Origin of the sequence: Hamadaea tsunoensis DSM 44101 (assembly GCF_000428945.1) — a bacterium.
GTDB lineage: Bacteria > Actinomycetota > Actinomycetes > Mycobacteriales > Micromonosporaceae > Hamadaea > Hamadaea tsunoensis.
Window position 1 is genome coordinate 275532 of the sequence record NZ_AUAX01000002.1, and the last position, 20773, is coordinate 296304.

General features: G+C 69.7%; 24 protein-coding genes. 7 read left to right on the forward strand and 17 right to left on the reverse strand.

Translation table 11 applies throughout. The features are described 5' to 3' along the window. Positions 1-31 precede the first annotated feature (31 nt). The 3 genes from G401_RS43280 to G401_RS0103835 are packed head-to-tail and all read left to right on the forward strand — an operon-like array spanning position 32 to position 2899. Positions 32-1540, forward strand: a complete 1509-nt coding sequence (locus tag G401_RS43280) for an MDR family MFS transporter (RefSeq protein ID WP_034590646.1) — start codon at positions 32-34, stop codon at positions 1538-1540. Next, complete coding sequence (locus tag G401_RS0103830; protein WP_027341459.1) at positions 1533-2135, forward strand: NADPH-dependent FMN reductase; 603 nt, start codon at positions 1533-1535, stop codon at positions 2133-2135. Before G401_RS43280 ends, G401_RS0103830 begins: the two co-directional genes overlap by 8 nt. After that, positions 2132-2899, forward strand: a complete 768-nt coding sequence (locus tag G401_RS0103835; protein WP_245601598.1) for an SDR family oxidoreductase — start codon at positions 2132-2134, stop codon at positions 2897-2899. Before G401_RS0103830 ends, G401_RS0103835 begins: the two co-directional genes overlap by 4 nt. Before the next feature lie 106 nt (positions 2900-3005). Here the strand turns inward: G401_RS0103835 and G401_RS0103840 are convergent, their stop codons facing one another. From G401_RS0103840 to G401_RS0103855, 4 genes are read right to left on the reverse strand one after another with little or no spacing between them, the layout of a single operon-like run. Further along, on the reverse strand, positions 3006-4643 hold the full coding sequence (locus tag G401_RS0103840) for a multicopper oxidase family protein (RefSeq protein ID WP_245601599.1): 1638 nt from the start codon (positions 4641-4643) through the stop codon (positions 3006-3008). Beyond that, positions 4636-5028, reverse strand: a complete 393-nt coding sequence (locus G401_RS0103845; RefSeq protein WP_034590779.1) for a hypothetical protein — start codon at positions 5026-5028, stop codon at positions 4636-4638. The genes G401_RS0103840 and G401_RS0103845 overlap by 8 nt, the downstream gene beginning before the upstream one ends. 32 nt (positions 5029-5060) lie before the next feature. Further along, the gene (locus G401_RS0103850) at positions 5061-5903 is read right to left on the reverse strand and encodes an NmrA family NAD(P)-binding protein (RefSeq protein ID WP_027341463.1); all 843 of its coding nucleotides are present in this window, start codon (positions 5901-5903) and stop codon (positions 5061-5063) included. 39 nt (positions 5904-5942) lie between these two features. Next, entirely contained in the window at positions 5943-6383 is a 441-nt protein-coding gene (locus tag G401_RS0103855; protein ID WP_027341464.1) for a YybH family protein, read from the reverse strand. A gap of 111 nt (positions 6384-6494) precedes the next feature. Here G401_RS0103855 and G401_RS0103860 point away from each other — a divergent pair, with 111 nt between their 5' ends. Next, positions 6495-7391: a LysR family transcriptional regulator gene (locus G401_RS0103860; protein WP_027341465.1), complete on the forward strand. Its 897-nt coding sequence runs from the start codon at positions 6495-6497 to the stop codon at positions 7389-7391. 169 nt (positions 7392-7560) lie between these two features. Next, positions 7561-8166: a hypothetical protein gene (locus G401_RS0103865; RefSeq protein ID WP_027341466.1), complete on the forward strand. Its 606-nt coding sequence runs from the start codon at positions 7561-7563 to the stop codon at positions 8164-8166. A gap of 148 nt (positions 8167-8314) precedes the next feature. Here the strand turns inward: G401_RS0103865 and G401_RS43285 are convergent, their stop codons facing one another. The 6 genes from G401_RS43285 to G401_RS58240 form a co-directional block, all read right to left on the reverse strand. Next, a complete protein-coding gene (locus G401_RS43285) occupies positions 8315-8884 on the reverse strand; it encodes a hypothetical protein (protein ID WP_157545292.1) in 570 nt (189 codons plus the stop codon). 321 nt (positions 8885-9205) lie between these two features. Beyond that, positions 9206-10477, reverse strand: a complete 1272-nt coding sequence (locus G401_RS0103875; protein WP_084556795.1) for a CHAT domain-containing protein — start codon at positions 10475-10477, stop codon at positions 9206-9208. Beyond that, complete coding sequence (locus tag G401_RS52325; protein WP_051366098.1) at positions 10474-11823, reverse strand: hypothetical protein; 1350 nt, start codon at positions 11821-11823, stop codon at positions 10474-10476. The genes G401_RS0103875 and G401_RS52325 overlap by 4 nt, the downstream gene beginning before the upstream one ends. Positions 11824-11853: 30 nt before the next feature. Next, complete coding sequence (locus G401_RS0103885; RefSeq protein ID WP_027341468.1) at positions 11854-12852, reverse strand: alpha/beta hydrolase family protein; 999 nt, start codon at positions 12850-12852, stop codon at positions 11854-11856. A gap of 167 nt (positions 12853-13019) precedes the next feature. Beyond that, entirely contained in the window at positions 13020-13502 is a 483-nt protein-coding gene (locus G401_RS0103890; RefSeq protein ID WP_027341469.1) for a hypothetical protein, read from the reverse strand. Then, the gene (locus G401_RS58240; RefSeq protein ID WP_281174133.1) at positions 13499-13624 is read right to left on the reverse strand and encodes a hypothetical protein; all 126 of its coding nucleotides are present in this window, start codon (positions 13622-13624) and stop codon (positions 13499-13501) included. Before G401_RS58240 ends, G401_RS0103890 begins: the two co-directional genes overlap by 4 nt. A 296-nt stretch (positions 13625-13920) precedes the next feature. Here G401_RS58240 and G401_RS0103900 point away from each other — a divergent pair, with 296 nt between their 5' ends. Beyond that, the gene (locus G401_RS0103900) at positions 13921-15012 is read left to right on the forward strand and encodes a winged helix DNA-binding domain-containing protein (RefSeq protein ID WP_034590648.1); all 1092 of its coding nucleotides are present in this window, start codon (positions 13921-13923) and stop codon (positions 15010-15012) included. Positions 15013-15269: 257 nt separating this feature from the next. On the opposite strand, the gene G401_RS0103905 is transcribed toward G401_RS0103900, so the two are convergent. The 6 genes from G401_RS0103905 to G401_RS0103930 all read right to left on the reverse strand — a co-directional run bounded on the left by G401_RS0103905 (position 15270) and on the right by G401_RS0103930 (position 18817). Next, a complete protein-coding gene (locus G401_RS0103905) occupies positions 15270-15833 on the reverse strand; it encodes a hypothetical protein (RefSeq protein WP_157545294.1) in 564 nt (187 codons plus the stop codon). A 181-nt stretch (positions 15834-16014) separates the two neighbouring features. Continuing rightward, positions 16015-16536, reverse strand: coding sequence for a YdeI/OmpD-associated family protein (locus G401_RS43295; RefSeq protein ID WP_084556797.1), 522 nt, complete (start codon positions 16534-16536; stop codon positions 16015-16017). Continuing rightward, on the reverse strand, positions 16533-17069 hold the full coding sequence (locus tag G401_RS43300) for a DUF2306 domain-containing protein (RefSeq protein ID WP_051366100.1): 537 nt from the start codon (positions 17067-17069) through the stop codon (positions 16533-16535). Before G401_RS43300 ends, G401_RS43295 begins: the two co-directional genes overlap by 4 nt. Next, positions 17056-17754, reverse strand: a complete 699-nt coding sequence (locus G401_RS0103920; RefSeq protein ID WP_027341472.1) for an HAAS signaling domain-containing protein — start codon at positions 17752-17754, stop codon at positions 17056-17058. The genes G401_RS43300 and G401_RS0103920 overlap by 14 nt, the downstream gene beginning before the upstream one ends. Continuing rightward, complete coding sequence (locus G401_RS0103925; RefSeq protein WP_027341473.1) at positions 17736-18074, reverse strand: PadR family transcriptional regulator; 339 nt, start codon at positions 18072-18074, stop codon at positions 17736-17738. Before G401_RS0103925 ends, G401_RS0103920 begins: the two co-directional genes overlap by 19 nt. A 215-nt stretch (positions 18075-18289) precedes the next feature. After that, a complete protein-coding gene (locus G401_RS0103930) occupies positions 18290-18817 on the reverse strand; it encodes a hypothetical protein (protein WP_027341474.1) in 528 nt (175 codons plus the stop codon). 134 nt (positions 18818-18951) lie between these two features. On the opposite strand from G401_RS0103930, the gene G401_RS0103935 reads away from it, so the two are divergent. Next, entirely contained in the window at positions 18952-19587 is a 636-nt protein-coding gene (locus G401_RS0103935; RefSeq protein WP_027341475.1) for an MBL fold metallo-hydrolase, read from the forward strand. Positions 19588-19592: 5 nt separating this feature from the next. On the opposite strand, the gene G401_RS0103940 is transcribed toward G401_RS0103935, so the two are convergent. Beyond that, positions 19593-20663, reverse strand: a complete 1071-nt coding sequence (locus G401_RS0103940; RefSeq protein ID WP_027341476.1) for an NHL repeat-containing protein — start codon at positions 20661-20663, stop codon at positions 19593-19595. Positions 20664-20773 lie beyond the last annotated feature (110 nt).

Sequence of the window (20773 nt, forward strand, 5' to 3'; positions counted from 1 at the left end):
TCGAGTACGGCGTACGCGATTGGAGTGAACCGTGAACCGATCTCTCTACGCGGGCCTGACCGGGGTGGTCCTCGGCATGATCACGGCCCCGCTCGACGGGATGATGCTGGGGCCCGCGCTGCCGGTGATCGTGGGTGACCTCGGCGGCCTGGACTACTTCTCCTGGGTGGTGACGGCCTACCTGGTGGCCATGGCCGCCGCGACCCCGATCTGGGGCAAGCTCGGCGATCTGTACGGTCGCAAGTGGACGTACCTGTCGGCGATCGCCCTGTTCCTCCTGGGCTCCGGGTTGTCCGGGGCTGCCGGGGACATGGCCCAGCTCGTCGTCTTCCGCGCGGTTCAGGGCCTCGGCGGCGGCGGCCTCATGGTCGGCGCGCTGGCGCTCATCGCCGAACTGGTGACGCCACGCCAGCGCGGTCGGGTGATGGGCTTGTTCGGCGTGGCGATGCCCGTCGCCTTCATCGCCGGCCCGCTGCTCGGCGGCCTGTTCGTCGAGCAGCTGAGCTGGCGGTGGGCCTTCTATGTCAACGTACCGGTCGGCGTCGCCGCGATCCTGCTCGTCGCCGCCACGATTCCCGCCACGCCCCGGCGGATCAAAGCCAGCATCGATGTCCCCGGGGTCCTGCTGCTGACGGCCGCCCTGGTCGCCCTGAGCCTGCTGGCCAGCTGGGGCGGCAGCCGGTACGCCTGGATCTCCGCGCCGATCGCCGCGCTCGCCGTGATCGCCGGAATAGCGCTGGCAGCGTTCGTGGCCGTCGAGAGGCGCACCGCCGAACCGGTCGTCCCGCCACGGCTGTACGCCGACCGCGACTTCACCGTGGCCCAGGTCCTGCGGCTGCTGGCCGGGGCCGGCACGATGGTGTTCGCCACGTTCCTGCCGCAATACCTGCAGCTGGTGCTGGGGGCGTCACCGACCGGCAGCGGCCTGCTGATCCTGCCGGCGATGCTCGGCATGGTCGTCGCGCTGATCGGCAGCGGCTGGCTGATCAGCCGTACCGGCCGCTACCGCGTCTACCCGATCGTCGGCGGCGCGCTGGTGGCCGGCGGAATGCTCGTCCTGCTGGCCCTCGGGCCGGGCACCGACACGGCCCTCACGTCCGCGTTGACGCTGTTCGGCGGCGCGGGCGTGGGCCTGCTGACACAGAGCACCACGATCATCACCATCAACAGTGCGCCGCTGCGTGACATGGGCGCGGCCAGCGGCTCGGTCACGCTCTGGCACACCATGGGCTCGTCGCTGGGCGCCGCCGGGCTCGGCGCCCTCTACACCCATCGGCTGCGGGACACGCTCACCGACGACCTCGGGACCCCGACCGCCGGACGGATCCTCGCCGGTGGACTCACCCCCGGCGGCGTACGCGGGCTCCCCGCCGCCGCGCAGGACGCCGCGCACGCCGCGGTCACCAACGGGGTACACGCCATCGCTCTCGCCGGCGCGGCCCTCGGCGTCGTCGCGTTCACCCTCGCCTGGCTTGTCCGCGACAAGCCGCTGCGCAACAGTCCCGCCCCCGTCACCGTTCTGGAGGAGACCCATGTCTGACCACCCACTGCGCCTGGCCGTCATCGTCGGCAGCGTCCGAGATGGACGGATCGGCCCGATCGTCGCCGGCTGGTTCGCCCGCGTGGCCGCCGGCCGCGACGACATCCAGGTCGACCTCATCGACCTGGCCGAGATGCCGATCGGATCGGCGTCGCCCACGATGTCGCCCCCGCCGGAGGCGCTGGCGGGCCTGCGCGAACTGACCCCCCGCCTGGCCGCCGCCGGCGCGTACGTCGTGGTCACCCCCGAGTACAACCACAGCTATCCGGCCGCGCTGAAGAACGCGATCGACTGGCACGACGTCCAGTTCCACGCCAAACCCGTCGCCTTCGTCTCCTACGGCGGCATCTCCGGCGGCCTGCGCGCGGTGGAACACCTGCGCGCCGTCTTCACCGAACTGCACGCCGTCACCACCCGGGACATCGTCAGCTTCCACCACGTGTGGGAGCAGTTCGACGCCGACGGCAACCCCAAGGATCCGCAACGCCCGGCCGCCGCGGCCGAGGCCCTCCTCGACCAGGTGACCTGGTGGGCGCGCGCCCTCCACGACGCCAGAACCACCTCCCCCTACCGCTTCGCGACCACCACACGATGAAAGGCCCCTCCGACATGACGACGCTCGCCGGAAAGACCGCACTGATCACCGGGGGCGGCCGCGGAATCGGCCGCGCCATCGCCCGCCGCCTCGCCGCCGACGGCGCCCGCGTCGGCGTGCACTACGGCAGCAACGCAACCGCGGCCAAGGAAACCGTCACCGCGATCGAGGCCGCCGGCGGCCAGGCCTTCGTCGTCCACGCACCACTCGGCGTACGCGGAGACGCCGAAGCGTTGTGGGCCGCGTTCGATCCGCAGGCGGACGGCCTGGACATCCTCGTCAACAACGCAGGAGTCCTCGGCGACCAGGCCGAGATCCAGGACGTCACCGACGCGAACTTCGACCGGGTCTTCGCGGTCAACACGCGAGCCTCCTTCTTCGTCACCCAGCACGGGCTGCGACGGCTACGCGACGGCGGCCGGATCATCAACATCGGCACGATGCTGACCCGGGGTTCCGCGATGCCCGCGTCGATCGCGTACGCCATGTCCAAGGGGGCGCTCGACGTGCTCACCGCCATGCTCGCCAAGCAGCTCGGGCCGCGCGGCATCACCGTCAACACGGTGGCGCCCGGGGTCATCGACACCGACATGCACGAAGGGCGGCTCGTCGGCGACGCCCTGACCTGGGTGTCGTCGCTGTCGCCGATGGGCCGCGTGGGCACCCCCGCCGACGTCGCCGACACGGTGGCCTTCCTCGCCTCGGCCGACAGCCGGTGGGTGACCGGCCAATGGATCGACGTCTCGGGCGGCACGCTGCTGTAGCCGGGCGGACGCATTCCGATCGAGTGCCGCGAAGGAGGCAGGGTCCCGGCGATGCCGAGGCCCTGCCGCACGCGTACGACGTTGAACTGCGGGTCGCGCCGACCGCCTAGGTGATCTCCAGGTTCGCCATCATCCCCATGTCCTCGTGCTCGGCGTTGTGGCAGTGGAACAGGTAGCGGCCCCGGTACCCGTCGAAGCGGGTGATGATCTCCGCCATCTCCCCCGGCCGCAGCGAGATCGTGTCCTTCAGGCCACCGTCGTGTTGCTGGGGCGGCCGACCACCGCGCGCCAGCACCCGGAAGCCGACCACGTGCAGGTGGACCGGATGGTGGACATCGGCGTACAGGCGCCACACCTCGACGTCCCCGAGCCGCGTGCTGACATCCGTCCGGGCCGGATCGAAGGGCCGCCCGCCGACCAGCCAGCCTCGGCCGCCGTTCATCCGGCCGGCCCGGAAGACGAAGTCGCGTACGCGTACCGCATCCGAACGCCGCCAGGCGGGCAGGTCAGCGGAGAGCGTACGGGGGATCCGGCTGTCGTCGGCGGCCCGGCGGGCGACGCGGAACGCCATCACCTCGCCGGTACGGCCGGAACCGAGCCGGTTGACGAGCCTGACACGCCCGCCGACGGTGACACCCGCGAAGTCGACGACGACGTCGTAGCGTTCGGCGGGCGCGATCGGCAGCCGCTGGAGCGTGACCGGCCCGGCGAGCAGCCCCTGATCGGCGCCGATCTGGACGAGGTCGAGCCGCCGCCCGTCGTCGGTGACCGCTTCCAGTTCGTAGTGCCGGGCATTGGAGGCGTTGAGGATACGCAGCCGGTAGCGGGCGGCGTCGACCTCGTGCTCCGGCCACGGCGCACCGTTGACCAGGATCACGTCACCGAGGACCCCGGCGAGATACGGCTCGCGTACGCCCGGCCGCGTTCGCAGTGTCGGGTCGAGGGACGGATAGGTCAGGCTGCCGTCGGCGGAGAAGGCGCGATCGGTGATCATGAGCGGCAGTTCACGTCGTCCTGCGGGCAGGCCGAGCGCTTCCTCGGCATCGTCGCGGACGATGTGCAGACCGGCCAGCCCCCGCCAGATCGCCGGTGCGGTGAAGTCCATCCGGTGGTCGTGGTACCACAGCATTGTCGGCCGCTGGTCCAGCGGGTACGCGTACTCCCGGGTCGAGCGGGTGATCACGGCCCGTGGATCGGGCATCCCCGTCATGCCCGCCATGTCGTCCATGCCCTGCATACCGTGTGTCATGCCGGTCACGTCCGGCCAGCCGGCGGGCAGGACGAGATCGGTCGGGTAGCCGTCGGAGGTCGCCGGCGTCCGGCCGCCGTGCAGGTGGACCACAGTGGGTACGGGCAACTCGTTGCGGTGCAGCACGCTGATGGGCCGGCCGCGGCGCGACTCGATGGTCGGCCCGGGGAAGGTGCCCTCGTATGTCCACAGTGGCGTCCGGACGCCGGGCAGTATCTCCGAGCTCACCTCCCGCTGGGTGACCTCATACCGGTCGGCCGTTCCGGTGGTGCTGACCGGCTTCAGCACCACCGGAACCGGCAGCGGTACGCCGAACGCCGGCGGCAACGGTACGGCGCTGCGCAGTTCGGCGCCGGTGAAGGACGGCCGGCGGGCCAGCGCGGCCGAGGCCGACAGGCCGGTGACCGCCATCAGCCCCAGAGCGCCACCGATGCCCAGCGTCCGCCGTCGCGTCAGACGCCGGCTCACCTCGCCGTCAGGCATGTCGTCAGGCATCGCGGGCCGCCCGAGGCTGGAGGGGCCACCGCCAGACGGCGATGAACTGGATCACGAGCCCGGCGATGGTCAGCACCCCGAGGGGAAGGTGGAGCCACAGCGCCCCGGCCGTTCCGGCGAAGTACTGCACGGTCTCGGCCGCCACCAGCGCCAGCGTGGCGAAGAACGGCCGGCTTTGACGCAACCGCACCCACACCACGATCGCGGTGATCACCTGCCCGTAGCCGAGGGTGGTGACGACGTCGGCGCCGATCGCGTGCCAGCGCAGGCCGTCGTAGTCACCGCTGAGGTACACACCGGCGAACACGGGCTGACCCGCGATCGCCGCCAGGTGCGCGCTGACGACGATCCGCAGGGCCCAGCCGGCGACGGTCCCCCTGGACATGGCACGGGATCGCGCCTCCGCGACGGTCGCCGTCATGCCGGCGCCGGACCGAATGCCGCCGCGTGGCCGGCCACCCATGACGCGTAGGTGAAAGCCGGCCGCCCGGTGATCTGCTCCACCGCCGGCGAGATCGCCGCGGCCCGGCCGTCGCTGACGGCACCCAGTCCGGCGACGAGCTGGTCGATCACCGGCGCGGGCATGCCGTAGCGCAGCATCTGCTCCCGGTACTGCTCCTCGGTCGCCTCCTCGAACCGCAGCGGCCGTCCGATCGCCCCCGCGATGATCTGTACGCGTTCGATCTGGCTCAGCGACTGCGGTCCCGTGAGCACATGCTCCGCTCCGGAGTGGGGATCGAGGAGCGCGCGTACGGCGACCGCCGCGATGTCCCGCGGATCGATCGGGGCGCTCGCGGCCCGGCCGTGGATGCCGCGGACGACGTCGCCGTGGCGGATCTGCGACGCCCAGGCCAGGTCGTTCGTCATGAACGCGCCGGGGCGCACGAAGCTGTACGGCAGGCCGGATCCGGCGACGGCGCGTTCGATGCGCAGGTGCCGCTCGCCGAGGAAGCCGGGCGTCGCGGCGACGACGCTCGACGAGGAGAGCAGGACAACGTGCTGGACGCCGGCCGGCCGCGCCGCGTCGAGGAACGCGTCGACGCCGGTCGCGGCGGGGAAGAGGAATGCACGCTCCACTCCGGACAGCGCCGCCGGCAGTGCTTCCGGGCGGGCGAGGTCGCCGGAGACGACTTCGGCACCGTCCGGAAAGGACCGTTGACCGGGGTCGCGGGTCATGACGCGGACCTTCTCGCCCGCTTCCAGCAGTGATCGAACGACATGGGTGCCGACGTTGCCGGCGGCACCGGTGACCAGGATCATGACAAAGGGTCTCTTTCTCTCGGAAGTGCGGAAGGCCGGTCAGGGCTCGAGGTCGACGACGCCGCGGCCGCTGCGGACGTCGAGCGGCACCGAGACCTGGTCGTGCGCGATCAGCCAGGTGCCTTCGATCTTCCGCAGGCCGTAGGTGAGCCGGACCCACATGCCGCCCGTCGCCGTCCCGTTCTTCAGCGTTCCGCTCAGCCGGGCGAAGGCGTGCCCGAAGGCCACGTCCCCGCCGATGGCGAGCGTCAGGTCGCGGACCTCGTACGTCACGCTCTCGAAGACGGCGAACACGGTCGACCAGTTCTTGAGCTTGGCGTCGATCCCGACGTGCTGGAGCGGCGGCTCGACGTCGAACGACACGACGTCGGCGGTATAGGCCCGCTTCAGAGCCTCAAGGTCCTTGGCCCGGAGACCTTCGACGATGGTGCCGATCAGACCCCGGATCGCTGCCTCGTCCACCTCACGCTGCGTTGGCATCCCTGTCCCACCTTCCGTTCGCGGGCGCATCCCGACGCTTCCGAGACTATGCCGTACGCGTTATCCTGCCTAAGATCAATATCGCTATGGCGTTATGCCGATGGAGACATAGTGGACCTGAACTCGCTGCAGCAGTTCCTGACGGTGGCGCGCCTGGAGCACCTCAGCCAGGCGGCGGACGAGCTCCGCATCGCCCAGCCGTCGCTGAGCCGCACCATCGCCAGGCTGGAAGGCGAGCTGGGCGTACCGCTGTTCGACCGCGGCGGCCGGCTGCGCCTCAACGACCGGGGCAGGCTCTTCCGCGATCACGTCGAACGGGCCCTGGGCGAACTCGACGCCGGCCGACGGGCGCTCGCCGAGTCCACCGGCGACAGCCTGGGCACCGTGCGGCTCGCCTCGGAAACGTTCCTCACGGTCACCGGACCGCTGGCGGCGTTCAAAAAAGCCCACCCGTCCATCGAGATCGAACTCCAGTGGTCGCCGGCCGACGACATGGCCCGGCGGCTACGGGCCCAGGAGGTCGACCTGTGCATCGCCTCGCAGCCGATCCCCACCGAGGGCCTCGCCTCGGCGCACCTGTTCGACGACGCCGTGGGAGTCGGCGTACCGCTCGACCACCCGCTGGCGGGCCGCCGGTCGGTGAGCATCGACGACCTCGCCGACCAGCCCTTCGTCACCGCCCGCAGAGGACACTGGCTGCGCCGCCTGCTCGACCGGCTCTTCGCCGCCCGGGAACTCACCCCGAAGATCGTCTGCGAGAGCGACGAGCACAGCGCCATCGCCGACCTGATCAGCGCCGGACTCGGCATCGGCCTGGTGCCGGCCATCGCGCAGCGGGCGGTCACCCGGGCACCTTTGACGTGGATCCCGGTCGACAGCGCCGACTGCCGCCGCCGGGTCACGCTGCACTGGGGCGCAGACAGTCACCTGTCGACGGCGGCGCGGCTGATGCGTACGACGATCGACAGCTGGGACTGGGCGGTGGCGGACGCCCCGCAGATGCGTTGACCCAGAACCGCTCCCGGCTGCCGCATTAACTGCCGGTCACCCGGCCGTCGACGCGCCCCATCAGGGCGGATGCCCGGATTTCGCGGACAGCGCGGCGCCCGGCCGACCTTGTTAATTTCCGTGCGCGACTCCGCAGGCTGGGTCCCGGAATGTACAAGGAGGAAGCGCTATGCGCTGGAACCGGTTGGTCGCCACCGCAACGGTGGTTCTGAGTGTCGCCCTCGGAGGGCTCGTCGCCCCCGGACAAGCCGCTCTGGCGACACCGCCGCCACCCGACGGCGGTCTCCCCTACGGCTACGGCGAGGTGTACGCGAGCATCTCTTCGGACGTGTTGTGCGAGCTGCATCTCGACGATGTCTACGACATCGACTACCACAGCTCGTTCTACGGCGTCCGGGCGTTGTTCATCCGCGATGGAGTGTTCGCCGACGGCGACTACTGCCGGGTCGGCAACTACTACCTTGAGCAGAAATACGGCGTACTGGCCCTGTGGAAAAACGCCCTGTCCCCGGACGGCGACATCCTATGGTGCATGTGCTGGAAGGACAGCCGCGCATACAGCAGCACCTACGCGTACTTCCAGGGCTTCGACGGCAACCTCGTCAGCTACAACGGGGGCGGCGGTGCGGTCGGGGCGACGGACACCTGTTGCATCAAGACTCCGTACATGCCGATCCTGTCGCTCCAATCGGACGGCAACCTCGTCGTGTACTGGTACAACGCCATCACCCACGTGTACGAGGTGAAGTTCGCGACCAACACCGCCGGAAGGTAGGACCGTGTAAACCCTTCGGGTGCTCCGCCCGCAGAGAACGCCAGCCGGCAGTCGGCGGTGGACCGCGGCCGGGTGGTTGGAGACACTTTGACGTTGCGGCCGACGCCGCTTCCCTGCCGGTAGCAGGTCGGCCGTAACGAAAGGTCTGCTACGGCAGGTGGGTGAGCGGCACGGCGGCCCGCTGGTCGGGCCACTCCGACTGCGACCACACCAGACCGGTGCTCCACCAGTGGGTCAGCCCCTCCGGGTGCATGGCCCAGCACATGTTCGCCGAGGTGTCGGGGGTCGAGCAAGTACGCGCGGTGCTCGCCGATGTCGTTTGCGCCCACAGCTGGCCGTGGGAGGTAGCCGAACTGTGCGCCACGTACCAGATCAACGACAGCACACCTTGCATGTTCCCGACCACGCTGCGGTACGCCTGAACCGCCGGCGCCGTCGGCAGGTAGTGCGCGCCGAAGGAGCAGCGGAAGAGCTGGCCGTGCAGCGTCGCATCGGCGAAGTACTCGGTGGCGACCAGCGAGTCCGGGCTGGTGCTGCGGTCCAATGAGATCGAGGAGAAGCACGGAACCCCGGTGTCGCTGCTCATGGAACACGGGCCGCCGGCGTACGAGTAGTAGCCCACCTGCGGCATTGCGTATTTGTAGCCGTAGGCGGCGTACCCGCCGCTGGTCGTGCCGACCGTGGCCGCCGAGTCGGTCATGGTGAGAATGTGGGACATGCTGAACACCCGGATCGCGACCGAGGTGTTGCCGACCGCGGAGACCAGGAGCTTGTCGCCGTATCAGACCATGCCACCCATATGGGCCTCGTCAGCGGATCGGAATACACCGCCCGGGCGGGCGCGGCGGGCAGCGCGGCAGCGATCGTCGCGAGGACGACAACCGCCGATCGGCGTCTGATGGACATCGGCCCGCCCAGGGGTGAGAACGTTACATCGATCGCCATGCGACCCTGGTCACGATGAGGCCCGTACGCGCCATCATTGCGTCCAGCCGTAGGGACTGCGAGTGCCTAAAGGAAGGCCACGGCAGGTTTGTCGTCAGGCGGCGAAATGGGCGTCCAGCCCGCGAAAGACAAGCATGGCAAGGCCCAGCGGGTTGCCTTGGCGGAGCAGGAAATCTTTCGCCAGTTCCTGCACGATGTCGCCGACCCGGGATCCGGGCGTCATGACCTTCGAGACGAAGGCGGAGGCGTACGCCGCGGCGAAGGCCGGCGGAATGTCGATCTGCGGTCCGATCAGACAGTTCGCGCCCGCCTGCATGAATATCCGGGCGAACGTCGTGTAGAACTGCGACGACATGCGGCCGCCCTGGCAGGCATTGATGAAGACCATCGGCCGTGACGACAACGGCCGCAGTTCGAGCCAGTAGCGGAAATCGCTGGTGTATATGGGCTCGCGGTCGGTCAGGACCAGATACGCCTGGCGATCTGGGTGATCGGTGCGGGCCACCATGCCATGACATCCGAAGTAGACGAAGTGATCTGCGAAGTCGTCCGCGCTCAGGTCGTCGGCGAGCCGCTGCCGGTCCTCGCGGACGATCACCTGACAGTACTCCTCGAACATTTTGATCAAGGGGTCCACCGTCGGCGACTCGGGGAACTGGACATCCAGATTGCGGTCGACGTTCACGCCGGCACGTACCCGCTCGCCTACGGCGATGGCCGGACTCCACCCCGGGCCCGTACGCCGGAAGTTGTGTTCGATCAGGTGCCGGCAGCCGATGAAACCCTCGGGATCCCATGTGGCGCTTGCCTGGCCGAGCACGATGTCGCTCGGCGGCACGTACAGCATCGGCCACGGGACGAACAGGTCTTCCGAATGAACGCTGATCAGCTGCGGGCCGGTACGCAGGGCCGCGCTGACCGCGTCGCCCAACTCCTTCAACGCCCAGTCGCCGCTGTAGAACAACGCCCGGAACAGCTTGTGCCCGGCGCGCGCGAGTTCCCTGGTGCGCGCGTCAAGAGCGGTGGTCAACCGGTCGGCGGTGAGGTCGGCATGATCACTGAACGGATAGCGGCGGGTGCCGATCGTACCCGGTTCCTGGTATCCGAGGAAGGAGACGTTCCACGTCCTCATCACCTCGTCGACGATGGCGTGAACGTCCATGCGACTGAGTTCGAGCCAGCCCGCGTACGCCCCGCCGCCGTCCTCCGCAAGCGCGTCGCCCCAGGCGCGGACGTGGAACCGGCCACGATCCGCTTCCTCGAACAGCAGGTGGAGGGATCTGCGTCGGGCCTGGCTGTCAGGCTCCACAAGACGCAAGCCATGAGAGTTGTCGACGATGGTCGTCAGCGGTATATCCAGGTTCATGCCGACCGCCCCTTCTCAGCGCTCGCGTAATCATGCCGCGGGTCGCCGACGCCGGATCGCAGTTCCTGCAGCAGCTCACCCCCGACGCCCGCGTACGCGAGAACGCGAAGATCCGGTACGCCGGAGGTACGCAACGTGAGCTGAAAGCTCACTGGTTGCGGATATCGGTCCGCGCTCAGGATGACGTGCCGGGCACCGGGCGTGACATCGGCGTTCTGGGCGAGCAGAACCACGGTGATCTCCCCTCCGGAAAGGATGCCCACCGACGAGGGGTCGGGTTCGAGAGCGACCCGCACGGTCACGACGTCGCCGGGCGTCAACGTCGACGAAGGCGACTCGGCCCGGGCGCGGATCGTCCACCCGCGACCGGACGAGTCCTGGACCGCCACTGGGCGGCTACGGCTTCGTCGGCCGTCGGCGAACAGGGCGTCGGCCAGCTTCGTGACCTCGTCGATGACGCGTGGGCGGAGGGCGGTGGGCGCCATGTCGGACGCGAAGAGCAACTCGAGAACCGAGTAGACCGCCCGTCGGCGGTCCTCGCCGTTCTGCATGCGACTCTGAATCGCCTCGAGGGCATACTGGGCCAGCAGGAGCAGCCGAGCATCGTCGGCGATGTGTGCTTCCAGCGCCTGTCGTCGCGGGTCGAGGTCCGGGTCGGGTTCGGTCCCGATCGCGATCGGCCAGCCCTTCCGCCCCAGTGGCCGCTCCACATAGGCCGCCAGCCATCGGGGTTGCCGGCGCATGGCGGTGAGGACGATGGCGATGTCCGCCCGGACGGACCTCTCGGCTGCCGGGTAGTCATAGTCCGGGCCCACCCGCCGCTCCGCCCACGCCTCGACGGGCCAGTCATGACGGACGACGTCCGCATCGCTGCCCACCCAGTCCAGCATGTCGAGGGCGAGGGCGATGAGATTCTTGTCATGCTGCAGTCCATCCGCGAGCCAGCGCGGGACCCGGGGGCGTTGCAACGCGCCGCGTTGGCCGCGGCGCCGCCGATACGCGTCGATGGTCACCGCGTTGAGCCGTGTCGCGACCCAGCCCTCCAGGTTGATGATCGGAACCCGGGCGGAGCGGAACAGGTCGTCGAGTACAGCCTCCATGTCGGTGTGGAATCGGTCGAGACAATCCGGCCGCAGGTTGGTCCACCACGTGGCACAGTCCCGATGTCCGCGTCGTTGCTCGACCCGGCGGGTCAGCCGGGTGAACACAAGGTCGACCAGCAGTTCGTAGGCCTCCGTACGGAGCCGGCGTCGCTGGTCCGGACCGGCGTTCTCGAAGTACCTCGCGAGTTGTCCACGCCGCGCCAGGGTCCGGACACCGGGCGGATAGTCTGGCGGTTCACGCACGATGGATACCTCGATCTTTCGACAGCCCGCTCACCGGGCCGAAGCGGCCAGGGCGAGGAGGAGATGCATCGACTCGGGGTGCCAGATGTCGGAGTGCGCGCCCTCGGGACGCCACCAACGTCCCTGGCGGAACCGCCAGTGCGCGTCCACGTTCCAGACCCGGGCGGACATCTGGGCGAAGTCGTACGGCTCGTCGAGGCGATGCAGGTTCCCGACCGAGGTCTGCCCGGCCGGTGACGTCGAACCTACGGCGCCAATGCCCTTCACGCCCTCGGCAAGTCGGTGCCACAGACGGGTCGCCCTATCGTATCGGGAGAACGTGAGCGCGACCGGGCCGCTGATGGGCGCGTCCCGCAGGAGACCGGCGAACTCCTCATCGAAGATCGTCGGCCGGGCGGCCATCTGAAAGACGAGCAGAGTATCCACCGCGTACGGGTAGTCGGGGTTGGTCCAGGGCCAGGCGAGCCGGGGTGGCCCCGACGGCGAAGCCGCCGCCATGATCGCCTCGCCGAGGAATCGGCCGCCGAAGGAATGCCCCACACAATGCAGGTACTGCGAGTCGACGGTCCCTAGGCGCGGTCCTCCCGCGATAGGTACCCGGCGTTCCCGGTTGAGGTATCCGAGCAGGTGAGCAAGGACATGTCCGGCCTGCCCCTCAGTCGTCATCGCGTGGGCGCGATCACGGATCCGGCGATAGCCCCAGGGAAAGGGATTGCTCATCGACGGCCACCGGACACCGACGGCGTACGGTCGGAAGTCCGGAATCCCCGGATAGCGCGTCCGGTGCTCCGCGTACTGGCTTTCGAGTCCGTCCAGGAGCCGCCGCACGGAGGCAGCCGCCCGAGGCCGGTCGTTGCGCCATCCGTGGGCGAATACCACGATGTCGGTGGCCGCCGACGGAACCCGCAGGCGCGCGGGCAGAAAGTGCCGGAGGTCGGCCGGGGCGACCGCCTTCCCGTTACCGTCGAGAAGGCTTCCGGCCTCATCAAGGTCAAGGAAGTCGATGCCAGGCTCAGCCGCCTTCGCCATGACCGGCATGATATGCGTGCGAGTGCGCCCTGCTCTGGCGCGAACCCGACAAGTGTCTGCTGTCCGGTGGTGTGTGCCCTATCGGCGTCAGCCGCGGTACATCCGGTCGAGGTCGATCAGTTGGTCACGGACTCCGCCTGCCTCCAGTTTCAGCCGTCAATATGTGGCTACGCCGGAGGCAGGAGCACCAGCGCCCTGTTCTTCGGGCCAGCGAAGTCCAGCACGACGCGCTCCACCGTCCCGCCCCGGGCATCGTGGAACTCGGCGATCTTGTCCGCCAGCTCGTCGCGACCGAGCTTGGTGTCGCGCGACCAGAAATTGCAGCACGGTACGACGAAGACGGGCGCTCGGTCGGCGGACTCGACCACCGCCCGCAGGGCCTCATCCGGGTGCAGGCCGACGAGCAGGTCGTAGTAGTCGGCCATCGCCGCGTCGAACTCCTCTGCTCGGCCCGGTACGCCCTTGAGCGTCCAGCCGCGCGGATCGATCACCTCGGCTTCCAGGCCGAACTTCTTGCGCAGGATGCGGGTCAGCATGCCCTGGCCGCCGGCCACGTCGGCGACATAGCGCGCGGCGGGGAAACGACCGGCGACGAACTGAGCCACGACGTCGAACCGCGCCGGATCACCGTGGAACCGGTGGCGGCTCACCGGAGGTCCCGCAGGACCCGGTTGCGCGCCGGATCGTGGTCCAGCCCGCTCACGCGGCGCGCCAGGTCGTCGGCCGCGGCGACGCCGTCCGCCAGTTCCGGCCCGGAGAGGTCGAAGTTCACACACCATGATGACCTACGCCGCCGTCACGGTGCGTACCGTCGTCCCTGGCCGAGCGAATGTCCATCAGGTGGGACGCCCGGCGGGGGCGTCCCACCTGCTCGGCGATCTCTACGCGATGGTGACGCCGACCGGCCTTCGCTCTGCGGAGTTTGCCGCCGCTCCCGGTCATCGGCAGTGCGAGGACGATCAGGCGAGCGTGAACCAGGCGGGGCCAAAGCGAGGCGCGGAACGGCCGAGCCGCGCCCGCGCCGCATTTGCGGCCGTTTCCCGCGCGAGGGATGGCAGGATCGTGGGCATGCTCACCGACCGCGCCCTCAACCGGGCCCTGCTCGACCGCCAGCTGCTGCTGGACCGGTCGGCGACGGACCCTCTCACCGCGATCGGGAGGGTTGCCGGGCTTCAGGCCCAGTCGCCGAACCCGCCCTACCTCGGGCTGTGGTCGCGGCTGGACCGGTTCGCGCTCGCCGACCTCACCGAGCTGATCGAGACCCGGCAGGTCGTGCGCGTGGCTCTCATGCACGGCAAGGTGCAGCTCGTCGCCGCCCGCCACGCACCGGGCCTACGCCAGGTCGTCCAGCCCGCCCTCCACGACGCGCTGCTGGCGACGCACGGCGAACGGCTACGCGGGGTGGCCTTGACCGAGGTCGCCCAGGTGACCCGGGAGCTGCTCGAAGACCTCCCCCGAACGATCGCCGACCTCGGCACCGAGCTGGCCGCCCGCTGGCCGGACGTCCCGGTGACGTCGCTGACCGCCGCCGCCCGCACCGAGGTCGCCCTGGTCCCCGTGCCGCCCGGCGGTGTCTGGGGTGCCGTCGGTCAGCCCGCCTGGACCACGCTGTCCGCGTGGCTCGGCCACCCGCAACCCGCGACGTCGACCGTGGCCGACCTCGTCGAGTGGTACCTGTCGGCCTACGGCCCGGCGACCCTCGCCGACCTACGGGCCTGGTCAGGCCTGCCGGGATTGAACGAGATCGTCGAGGACGCCGGCCTGCGCCTGGTACGCCTGCGCGGCCAGGAAGGCGCGCAGCTCTTCGACCTGCCCGACGCGACGCTGCCCGACGAGGACGAACCCGCGCCCGTCCGATACCTGGCCGAGTTCGACAACGTGCTCCAGGCCCACGACGACCGGGCACGCATCATGTACGACGACGACCGCAAGGCCATCTTCGCCACCCCGGGCGTCGTACCGGGCGTCGTGCTGGTCGACGGGTTCACCCAAGGCACCTGGAAGATCACCCGGTCGGGCCAGTCGGCATACCTGGTGGTGCGGCCGTTCGCCCAGATCCCGACCCGCGACGTTCACGACCTGACCGAGGAGGGACTGCGGTTGCTGGCATTCGCCGCGCCGGACGCATCGACCCACGACGTGCGTTTCAACTCCCGGTGACCGACGCCCCATCCGCTTGGATGCCTGCTGAGCCATTCGTGCAGTCCCCGCTCCGCAACTCGGCCCGCTCGCAGCTGGCCGCCGCCCCTGTGGACGCAAGCCAGTCCGATCGCGGTCGCGTCGGCGGGCACCGAGCCCGCCGATCGGGTCGACCTCGTGCAGTAGAGGTCACCTGTTAGGGCGGTTGACCCATTCCCCGGCGGACGCCTCGTGGCCCTGAGCCGCCCTGACGAGCTGGCCCGCCTCCTGGCCGGCGTCTAGCGGATCATGACTCTCGATCCGTTGACGTCCCGCGCGGACAGTTCGTTCGAGGAGCACGTGTACGCGTCGTCGGACCATGTGACGTCGGAGGAGTCCGTGACGGTCTCCTTGTGCTCCTCGCCGTCCAGATACCAGGTGTAGGTCGTCTCTCCGGTGCTGCTGGGCGTGTAGGAAATGACGCCGTCCTTCGCTTTGTACTTGTAGGTGAACTTGCCGTTCACCGTTTCCTTCCAATCCTTGCCGTCGATCGTCAGCGTGAGCGTCACGGCGAATTGCACATATCCGGTGCCGTCGGCGGCGAATCGCTGCGTCTTGTTCCCGGTCGCGTCGAACACATGGGCGACGCCGTCGATCTTCTTCGTACGCTCGTGCTCGCTACGGCTCCAATCGGTCGACCACAGCCCGAGCAGGCACTGGTCGATCGCCCGGCTGGGGCTCGGAATGCCGCGCGGCGACGGCGACGTGGCCGACGCACCGGAGGAGCTGCCCTCGTCGGCCGTGGGCGAGGTGTCGTCGCGCGTGGCGAGGACTCCCACGACCGCCACGATGATTCCCAGCACCGGAATCAGGATGCTCGCGACGATGTTGAAGGGTGTCCATTGACGACCGGACGATCCGCTGGATTCGCGCGACAGCTTCATCGGATCCCTTCAGGACATCGGTACCCGAATGCTATGGGCCCGATTGTTGAAGCATCCATCGTCCGAAGCGACGACCAGGCGTGGATCAGCGGGCGCGCTTCTAGTTCAGAAGGCTGATGCTGTTGGCCACCCGACGCGTACGCGTCTCGGCCGTCTTGGCGCCGGTGATCTGAAGGACATGCCACTGCCGGGCGCTGTAGGACAGGCCGTCCCAGAACGCCGACGCCTCGGGATTGTCCTTCAGCGCAGCGGCCAGATCATCGGGAACATCGACTGTACGCGGCGCCGTGTCGAGCACGACCTCGACGTCCACCACGTCGCCGGCCTTGATCCCGGCCGCCTCGCGGCGATCGGCGCTGACCCCGAGCAGGAGATCCTCGCCCATCCGGGCGATGGAGGTCCCGAACGTGAATCCGTTGACGGTCACCGACACCTTCGGACGCCCGCCGCCGTCCAGCCCGGCCAGCATCTCCGGCGAGATGCGGAACGCCGTACGGACCGGACCACGGCCTCGGGCGTACCGGGTGTCATCTCGGTGGGGAACCGAGCTGCGGCGACCTTCGCGATGGCGTCCTGCAGGCTCAGGCCACCGGTCAGTGACGAGCCGGCGCAACGCGGTCATGTGCGACGAGGGGGATCCTGGCCGCCCGTTCGCCGGGGATGGTTGAACCGGTGCAGCGCGCGCCAGATCAACGGCACACCCACCGCCGCGGGCAAGACCCAGTAAGTCCAGTGCGGCAGCCGGTTCCATAGCGGCAGGAACGGTCCGTTGTCGACGTAGAAGCCGGTGAACAGGGCGATGTAGGAGCCGCCGAGGCCGATGGCGTGCCGTGGTGGCCAGCCCGGCCGATGCCGGCGCCGGGCCCACCACCCGTAAGCGGCCAGACCGGCGGCGACGGTGGCGATCGCCAGGAGATGAGCGTCGTGTTCCCAGCGGATCGCGGCCATCACGGCGGCCGTCGCGAAGACTCCGCCCAGCGCCCACAGGTAGACGTGCCCGGCGCGCGGATGACGGCCCGCTCGCTTGCGGGCGGACGCGGCCAGCGCACCGGCCACCACAGCGGTCAGTCCACTCACGACATGCACCGCGAGGGCGGCGGCGAAGACCGGGCCGGCGTCGGGGACCGGCAGCCCGAACACGTCACCGGCCGGCATGACATCCGGCCAAGTGGTCGGCGGCGGCCAACTGCTGCCGTAACCGGTGCAGCGAGAACAGAACCCTTGCGGTGCAGCCGATCCGCACCAGGCTCGCCGCCGCCGCGATGAGTGCCGCCGTATGCCCGGCACGGGTCAGTGCAGCCCCGTCGCTGGCGATCATCAGCATGTCGGCGCTGGTGACCACGGCGCCGACCGCCGCCACGGCGGCCAGCGCCCATCGGGGCCGGGCTTCGGGCAGCCACCGCATCGCCCGCCCCGTCATGGCCGCGACCGCCGCGGCGGTGACGATCGCGGCGGCGATCAGCGGCCGTACCGGGATCGCCGCCACCGCAGCGCCGATCCCGGCGTGGGCCGGCCAACCGGCCATCAGCCACCAGATCCCGACCAAGGGTCCGGTGGCCACGTACCAGGCCAGAGTGCGGCGGGCGTAGGCGATCGTCAGCTCAGGGGCGAACCCGGCAGCAATCTGCTCAGGTGGACCGAACTCGTCCAGTGCTGCCGACAGCGCGGCGTCGGCGTCCACGCCGTGTCGTGCGGATGCCTCAGCGGCGTCGCGGACACCCTCGCCGATCTCGGCCACGATCCGGCGCCGTCGCATCCACGGCCCGCAGCCCAGCCCCGCCGACACCTCGGCCAGATATTCCGCCAGCCGGGCCTCGGCGGCTAGGGTGTGGCCGGCCATGGCGTCCTGCCCAGCACCGCGTCGACGGCGGTGGCGAACTGATGCCATATCGTCCGCTGCTGCGACAGGGCGGCGACACCCGCAGCCGTCAGCCGGTACATCCGACGACGCCGGCCGCCGACCACCTCGTCCTCGCTGACGATCAGCCCGGCGCGTTCGAGCCGGTGCAGCGCCGGATACACCGTCCCGGTCGGCAGATCGAACGCCCCTGTGCTCGCCGATCGGACCGCGTCGATCACCGCGTAGCCGTGCAGCGGATGCGGTTCGAGGACCGCCAGCAGCAGCCCGTCCAGATGGCCCTTGAGTAGTTCCGGCCGCACCACATCACCTCGCAGACACCGACTACCGCCGATACCTTGACCGTAGCATCACAATACTTTGCAACGCTACATATAAGCGGTACCACAATACCTCAATATTTTTTGAGGCGATGAATGTTGAGCCTTCCTAGGTGGAGGCGCGGCGAGAGCGAAACCTCACAGCCACAGCACAGGCGATGAGCGTGGAGCGGGCGACGAGCATCGACCGCACGTCGTCAGTTGGGCAGTCTGCTGAGCCAATCGTCCAGGCGCTGTTCCGCCGGCCGTGTCTCCTCCGTCAGGTACCCGTTCCGCCAGCCCGCGCACCGGTCACGGAGGATCGCGGCCTCCTCGGGATGTTCACCGAGCAGGGCCAGGTAGGGCGTCAGCTCCTCGCCCATCAGCATGACCCCGGTGAGCACCGCCTCCGGGTCGTCGCCGTCTTCGTCGTCGACCAGGGCCGAGTGGAGGTGCGCGAGCGAGAAGACGCGTACCGCTTCCTGTTCGGCGGGCGGCCAGGTGGCGAACTCGGCGTACGCGAGCCGGCCGTAGAGGGTCTCGGTGGCGGGGATGACGAAGCCGTCGGTGGCCGTCAGCTCGAACATTCGCGGCAGGAAGTGCTTGAAGTCCTCGACGGTCCCCCACGTGAACACGGCCGAGACGACGAAGTACTGCAGCTGGTCGACGTTCAGCTCGCGCAGCGGGGCGGCATGCACGTCGGCGTGGTCGGAAGGCGCGGTGCAGCAGGAGCAGCCGTCGATCACGTCGCGCAGCGGGTACGCGGCGAACGCGTCGTAGAGGCCGTCGACGGCCTGCTGGAGTCTCGTTTCGATGAGCTGAGCGTAGAAGCCGCGGACCGGCGGAGCATCCGGATATCGGGCGGGGCATGATGGCTGGCATGCGTATCACCAAGCTCGGGCATGCCTGCGTACGCGTCGAAAAAGACGACCGGGTGCTGGTCGTCGATCCCGGTATCTTCACTCCTGAGGCCGAGGCGCTGGCGGGCGTGGATGTCGTGCTGGTGACGCACGAGCACGCCGATCACGTCGACGACGACCGGCTCGCGGCCGCGCAGGCGGCCGATCCGCGGCTGCGGATCTTCGCGCCGCAGGGCGTGGCCGACGCGTTCCCGGCCTTGCGCGTCGAGCCGGTCGGGCACGGGGAGAGCTTCTCGGCCGCCGGTTTCACCGTGGACGTGTACGGCCACCGGCACGCCCTGTCGCACCCCGACGTCACCCCGTGCGCCAACAGCGGCTTCCTCATCGACGGTGAGGTGTTCCACCCCGGCGACTCGTACACCGTTCCGGACCGGCGGGTGCCGACGCTGCTGGTGCCCTGCGACGCGCCGTGGCTGAAGCTGCCGGAGATGGTGGAGTACCTGCGGCGGATGGAGCCGGCACGGGCGTACACGATCCATGACGCGTACGTGTCCGACATCGGGATGGACATCGTCGCGTCCTGGTTGGAGGACGAGGCCGAGCTTCTCAAGGCCGACATCCGCGTCTTCCGCCGCGGCGACACCGTCGAGGTCTGAGCCGCTCAGCCGTAGCTCAGGCGCGTGATCCAGTCGGTGCCGACGGCCCAGAGCGTCCCGCCCCGGCCCGCGTACAGGAGGCCGAGGCTGCGACCGGTGCCACCGAGATCGGTCGGGTAGCTCGTCGTGGTGCCGTCGGCGCCCACCCGGAGCAGGACGACTGGGACGGTGTTCGCCCGGGCCGCCCACACGGCGCCGCCGGATGCGAGCGCCAGCACCGGGGCCGGCGGGATGGTGTCGGGCTCGGCGACGTTGTTCACCGCGGGCAGGTCCCTGGTGGTCTGGTGGCCGTCCGCGGTGACGACCGCGAACCGATTCCATTGTGGAACGAGTACGCCGCCGTCGTCGGGTACTAGGTGGGTGCATTCGGCACGGTAGCCGTTGTCCGTCTCGTCCCGGGTACGCGCCAGTACGGTGCCGTCGGCAGGGCGTACGCGGAGGATCTCGCAGCCCTGGGCCGTCGTCAGCCACACCGTGCCGTCGGCGGCCGGGGCGATGCCCGCCAGGCCCGCGGGGGCGGCGTACTCGCTGATCCGGCCGTCGGCTGAGGCGTGGCCGTACACGTCGCCCGCCGGCCGGTACGCGACGTACCAGACGCCATCGTCGGAGTCGGCCACGAGCACTCGCAGCCGGTCGGCCGGATCCGGCAGGGGGACGGTGTGCACGGCCGCGTCGGTGCCGTTCAGCCATTCCAGTGTGGAGGTCGGGTCGGTCATCGCCGGTCCGCTGTCCACGGTCGGGTGGAAGCCGTGGGCGGTGACCTTCGCGTACCAGACGAGTCCGCGGCCGTCGACGACGATGTCCTGCGGGTATTGCAGAGCGGGGCCGACGTCGGTCCACGAGATGTGCCCGTCGGTGTCCAGCCGGCCCACGATGCCGCTGCCGGTCTGGGTGCTGGACCTCGACAGCGGGGTCGCCGCGACCCAGCCGCCGTCGCCGTCCGGCGCGAATCCGGTGATGGCGTAGCCGGCGGGGACCGTGGTGGAGCCGACCACGCGCAGGGGCGGCGAGGTGTCAGGTTGGCAGGCCGCGAGCAGGAGGACGAGCGCGGCACACGTCCAGGGCGAGCGCTTCATGACCGCTCTGACGTCGCGCCGCGGCCGAACGCCGCCACCGTTGCCGGATCGCAACGGTCGGGTGCCCCGGACCCGGTCTCCTGACCGCGCCGGGGCACCCGCTGAGCGGG

Excerpts from the sequence above, each read along its gene's own strand:
- G401_RS0103830 (WP_027341459.1), top strand. The coding sequence starts at position 1,533 with ATGTCTGACCACCCACTGCGCCTGGCCGTCATCGTCGGCAGCGTCCGA.
- G401_RS0103835 (WP_245601598.1), top strand. The coding sequence starts at position 2,132 with ATGAAAGGCCCCTCCGACATGACGACGCTCGCCGGAAAGACCGCACTG.
- G401_RS0103840 (WP_245601599.1), bottom strand. The coding sequence starts at position 4,643 with ATGCCTGACGACATGCCTGACGGCGAGGTGAGCCGGCGTCTGACGCGA.
- G401_RS0103845 (WP_034590779.1), bottom strand. The coding sequence starts at position 5,028 with ATGTCCAGGGGGACCGTCGCCGGCTGGGCCCTGCGGATCGTCGTCAGC.
- G401_RS0103850 (WP_027341463.1), bottom strand. The coding sequence starts at position 5,903 with ATGATCCTGGTCACCGGTGCCGCCGGCAACGTCGGCACCCATGTCGTT.
- G401_RS0103855 (WP_027341464.1), bottom strand. The coding sequence starts at position 6,383 with ATGCCAACGCAGCGTGAGGTGGACGAGGCAGCGATCCGGGGTCTGATC.
- G401_RS0103865 (WP_027341466.1), top strand. The coding sequence starts at position 7,561 with ATGCGCTGGAACCGGTTGGTCGCCACCGCAACGGTGGTTCTGAGTGTC.
- G401_RS43285 (WP_157545292.1), bottom strand. The coding sequence starts at position 8,884 with ATGTCCCACATTCTCACCATGACCGACTCGGCGGCCACGGTCGGCACG.
- G401_RS0103875 (WP_084556795.1), bottom strand. The coding sequence starts at position 10,477 with ATGAACCTGGATATACCGCTGACGACCATCGTCGACAACTCTCATGGC.
- G401_RS0103885 (WP_027341468.1), bottom strand. The coding sequence starts at position 12,852 with ATGGCGAAGGCGGCTGAGCCTGGCATCGACTTCCTTGACCTTGATGAG.
- G401_RS0103900 (WP_034590648.1), top strand. The coding sequence starts at position 13,921 with ATGCTCACCGACCGCGCCCTCAACCGGGCCCTGCTCGACCGCCAGCTG.
- G401_RS43295 (WP_084556797.1), bottom strand. The coding sequence starts at position 16,536 with ATGACCGCGTTGCGCCGGCTCGTCACTGACCGGTGGCCTGAGCCTGCA.
- G401_RS43300 (WP_051366100.1), bottom strand. The coding sequence starts at position 17,069 with ATGCCGGCCGGTGACGTGTTCGGGCTGCCGGTCCCCGACGCCGGCCCG.
- G401_RS0103920 (WP_027341472.1), bottom strand. The coding sequence starts at position 17,754 with ATGGCCGGCCACACCCTAGCCGCCGAGGCCCGGCTGGCGGAATATCTG.
- G401_RS0103935 (WP_027341475.1), top strand. The coding sequence starts at position 18,952 with ATGCGTATCACCAAGCTCGGGCATGCCTGCGTACGCGTCGAAAAAGAC.
- G401_RS0103940 (WP_027341476.1), bottom strand. The coding sequence starts at position 20,663 with ATGAAGCGCTCGCCCTGGACGTGTGCCGCGCTCGTCCTCCTGCTCGCG.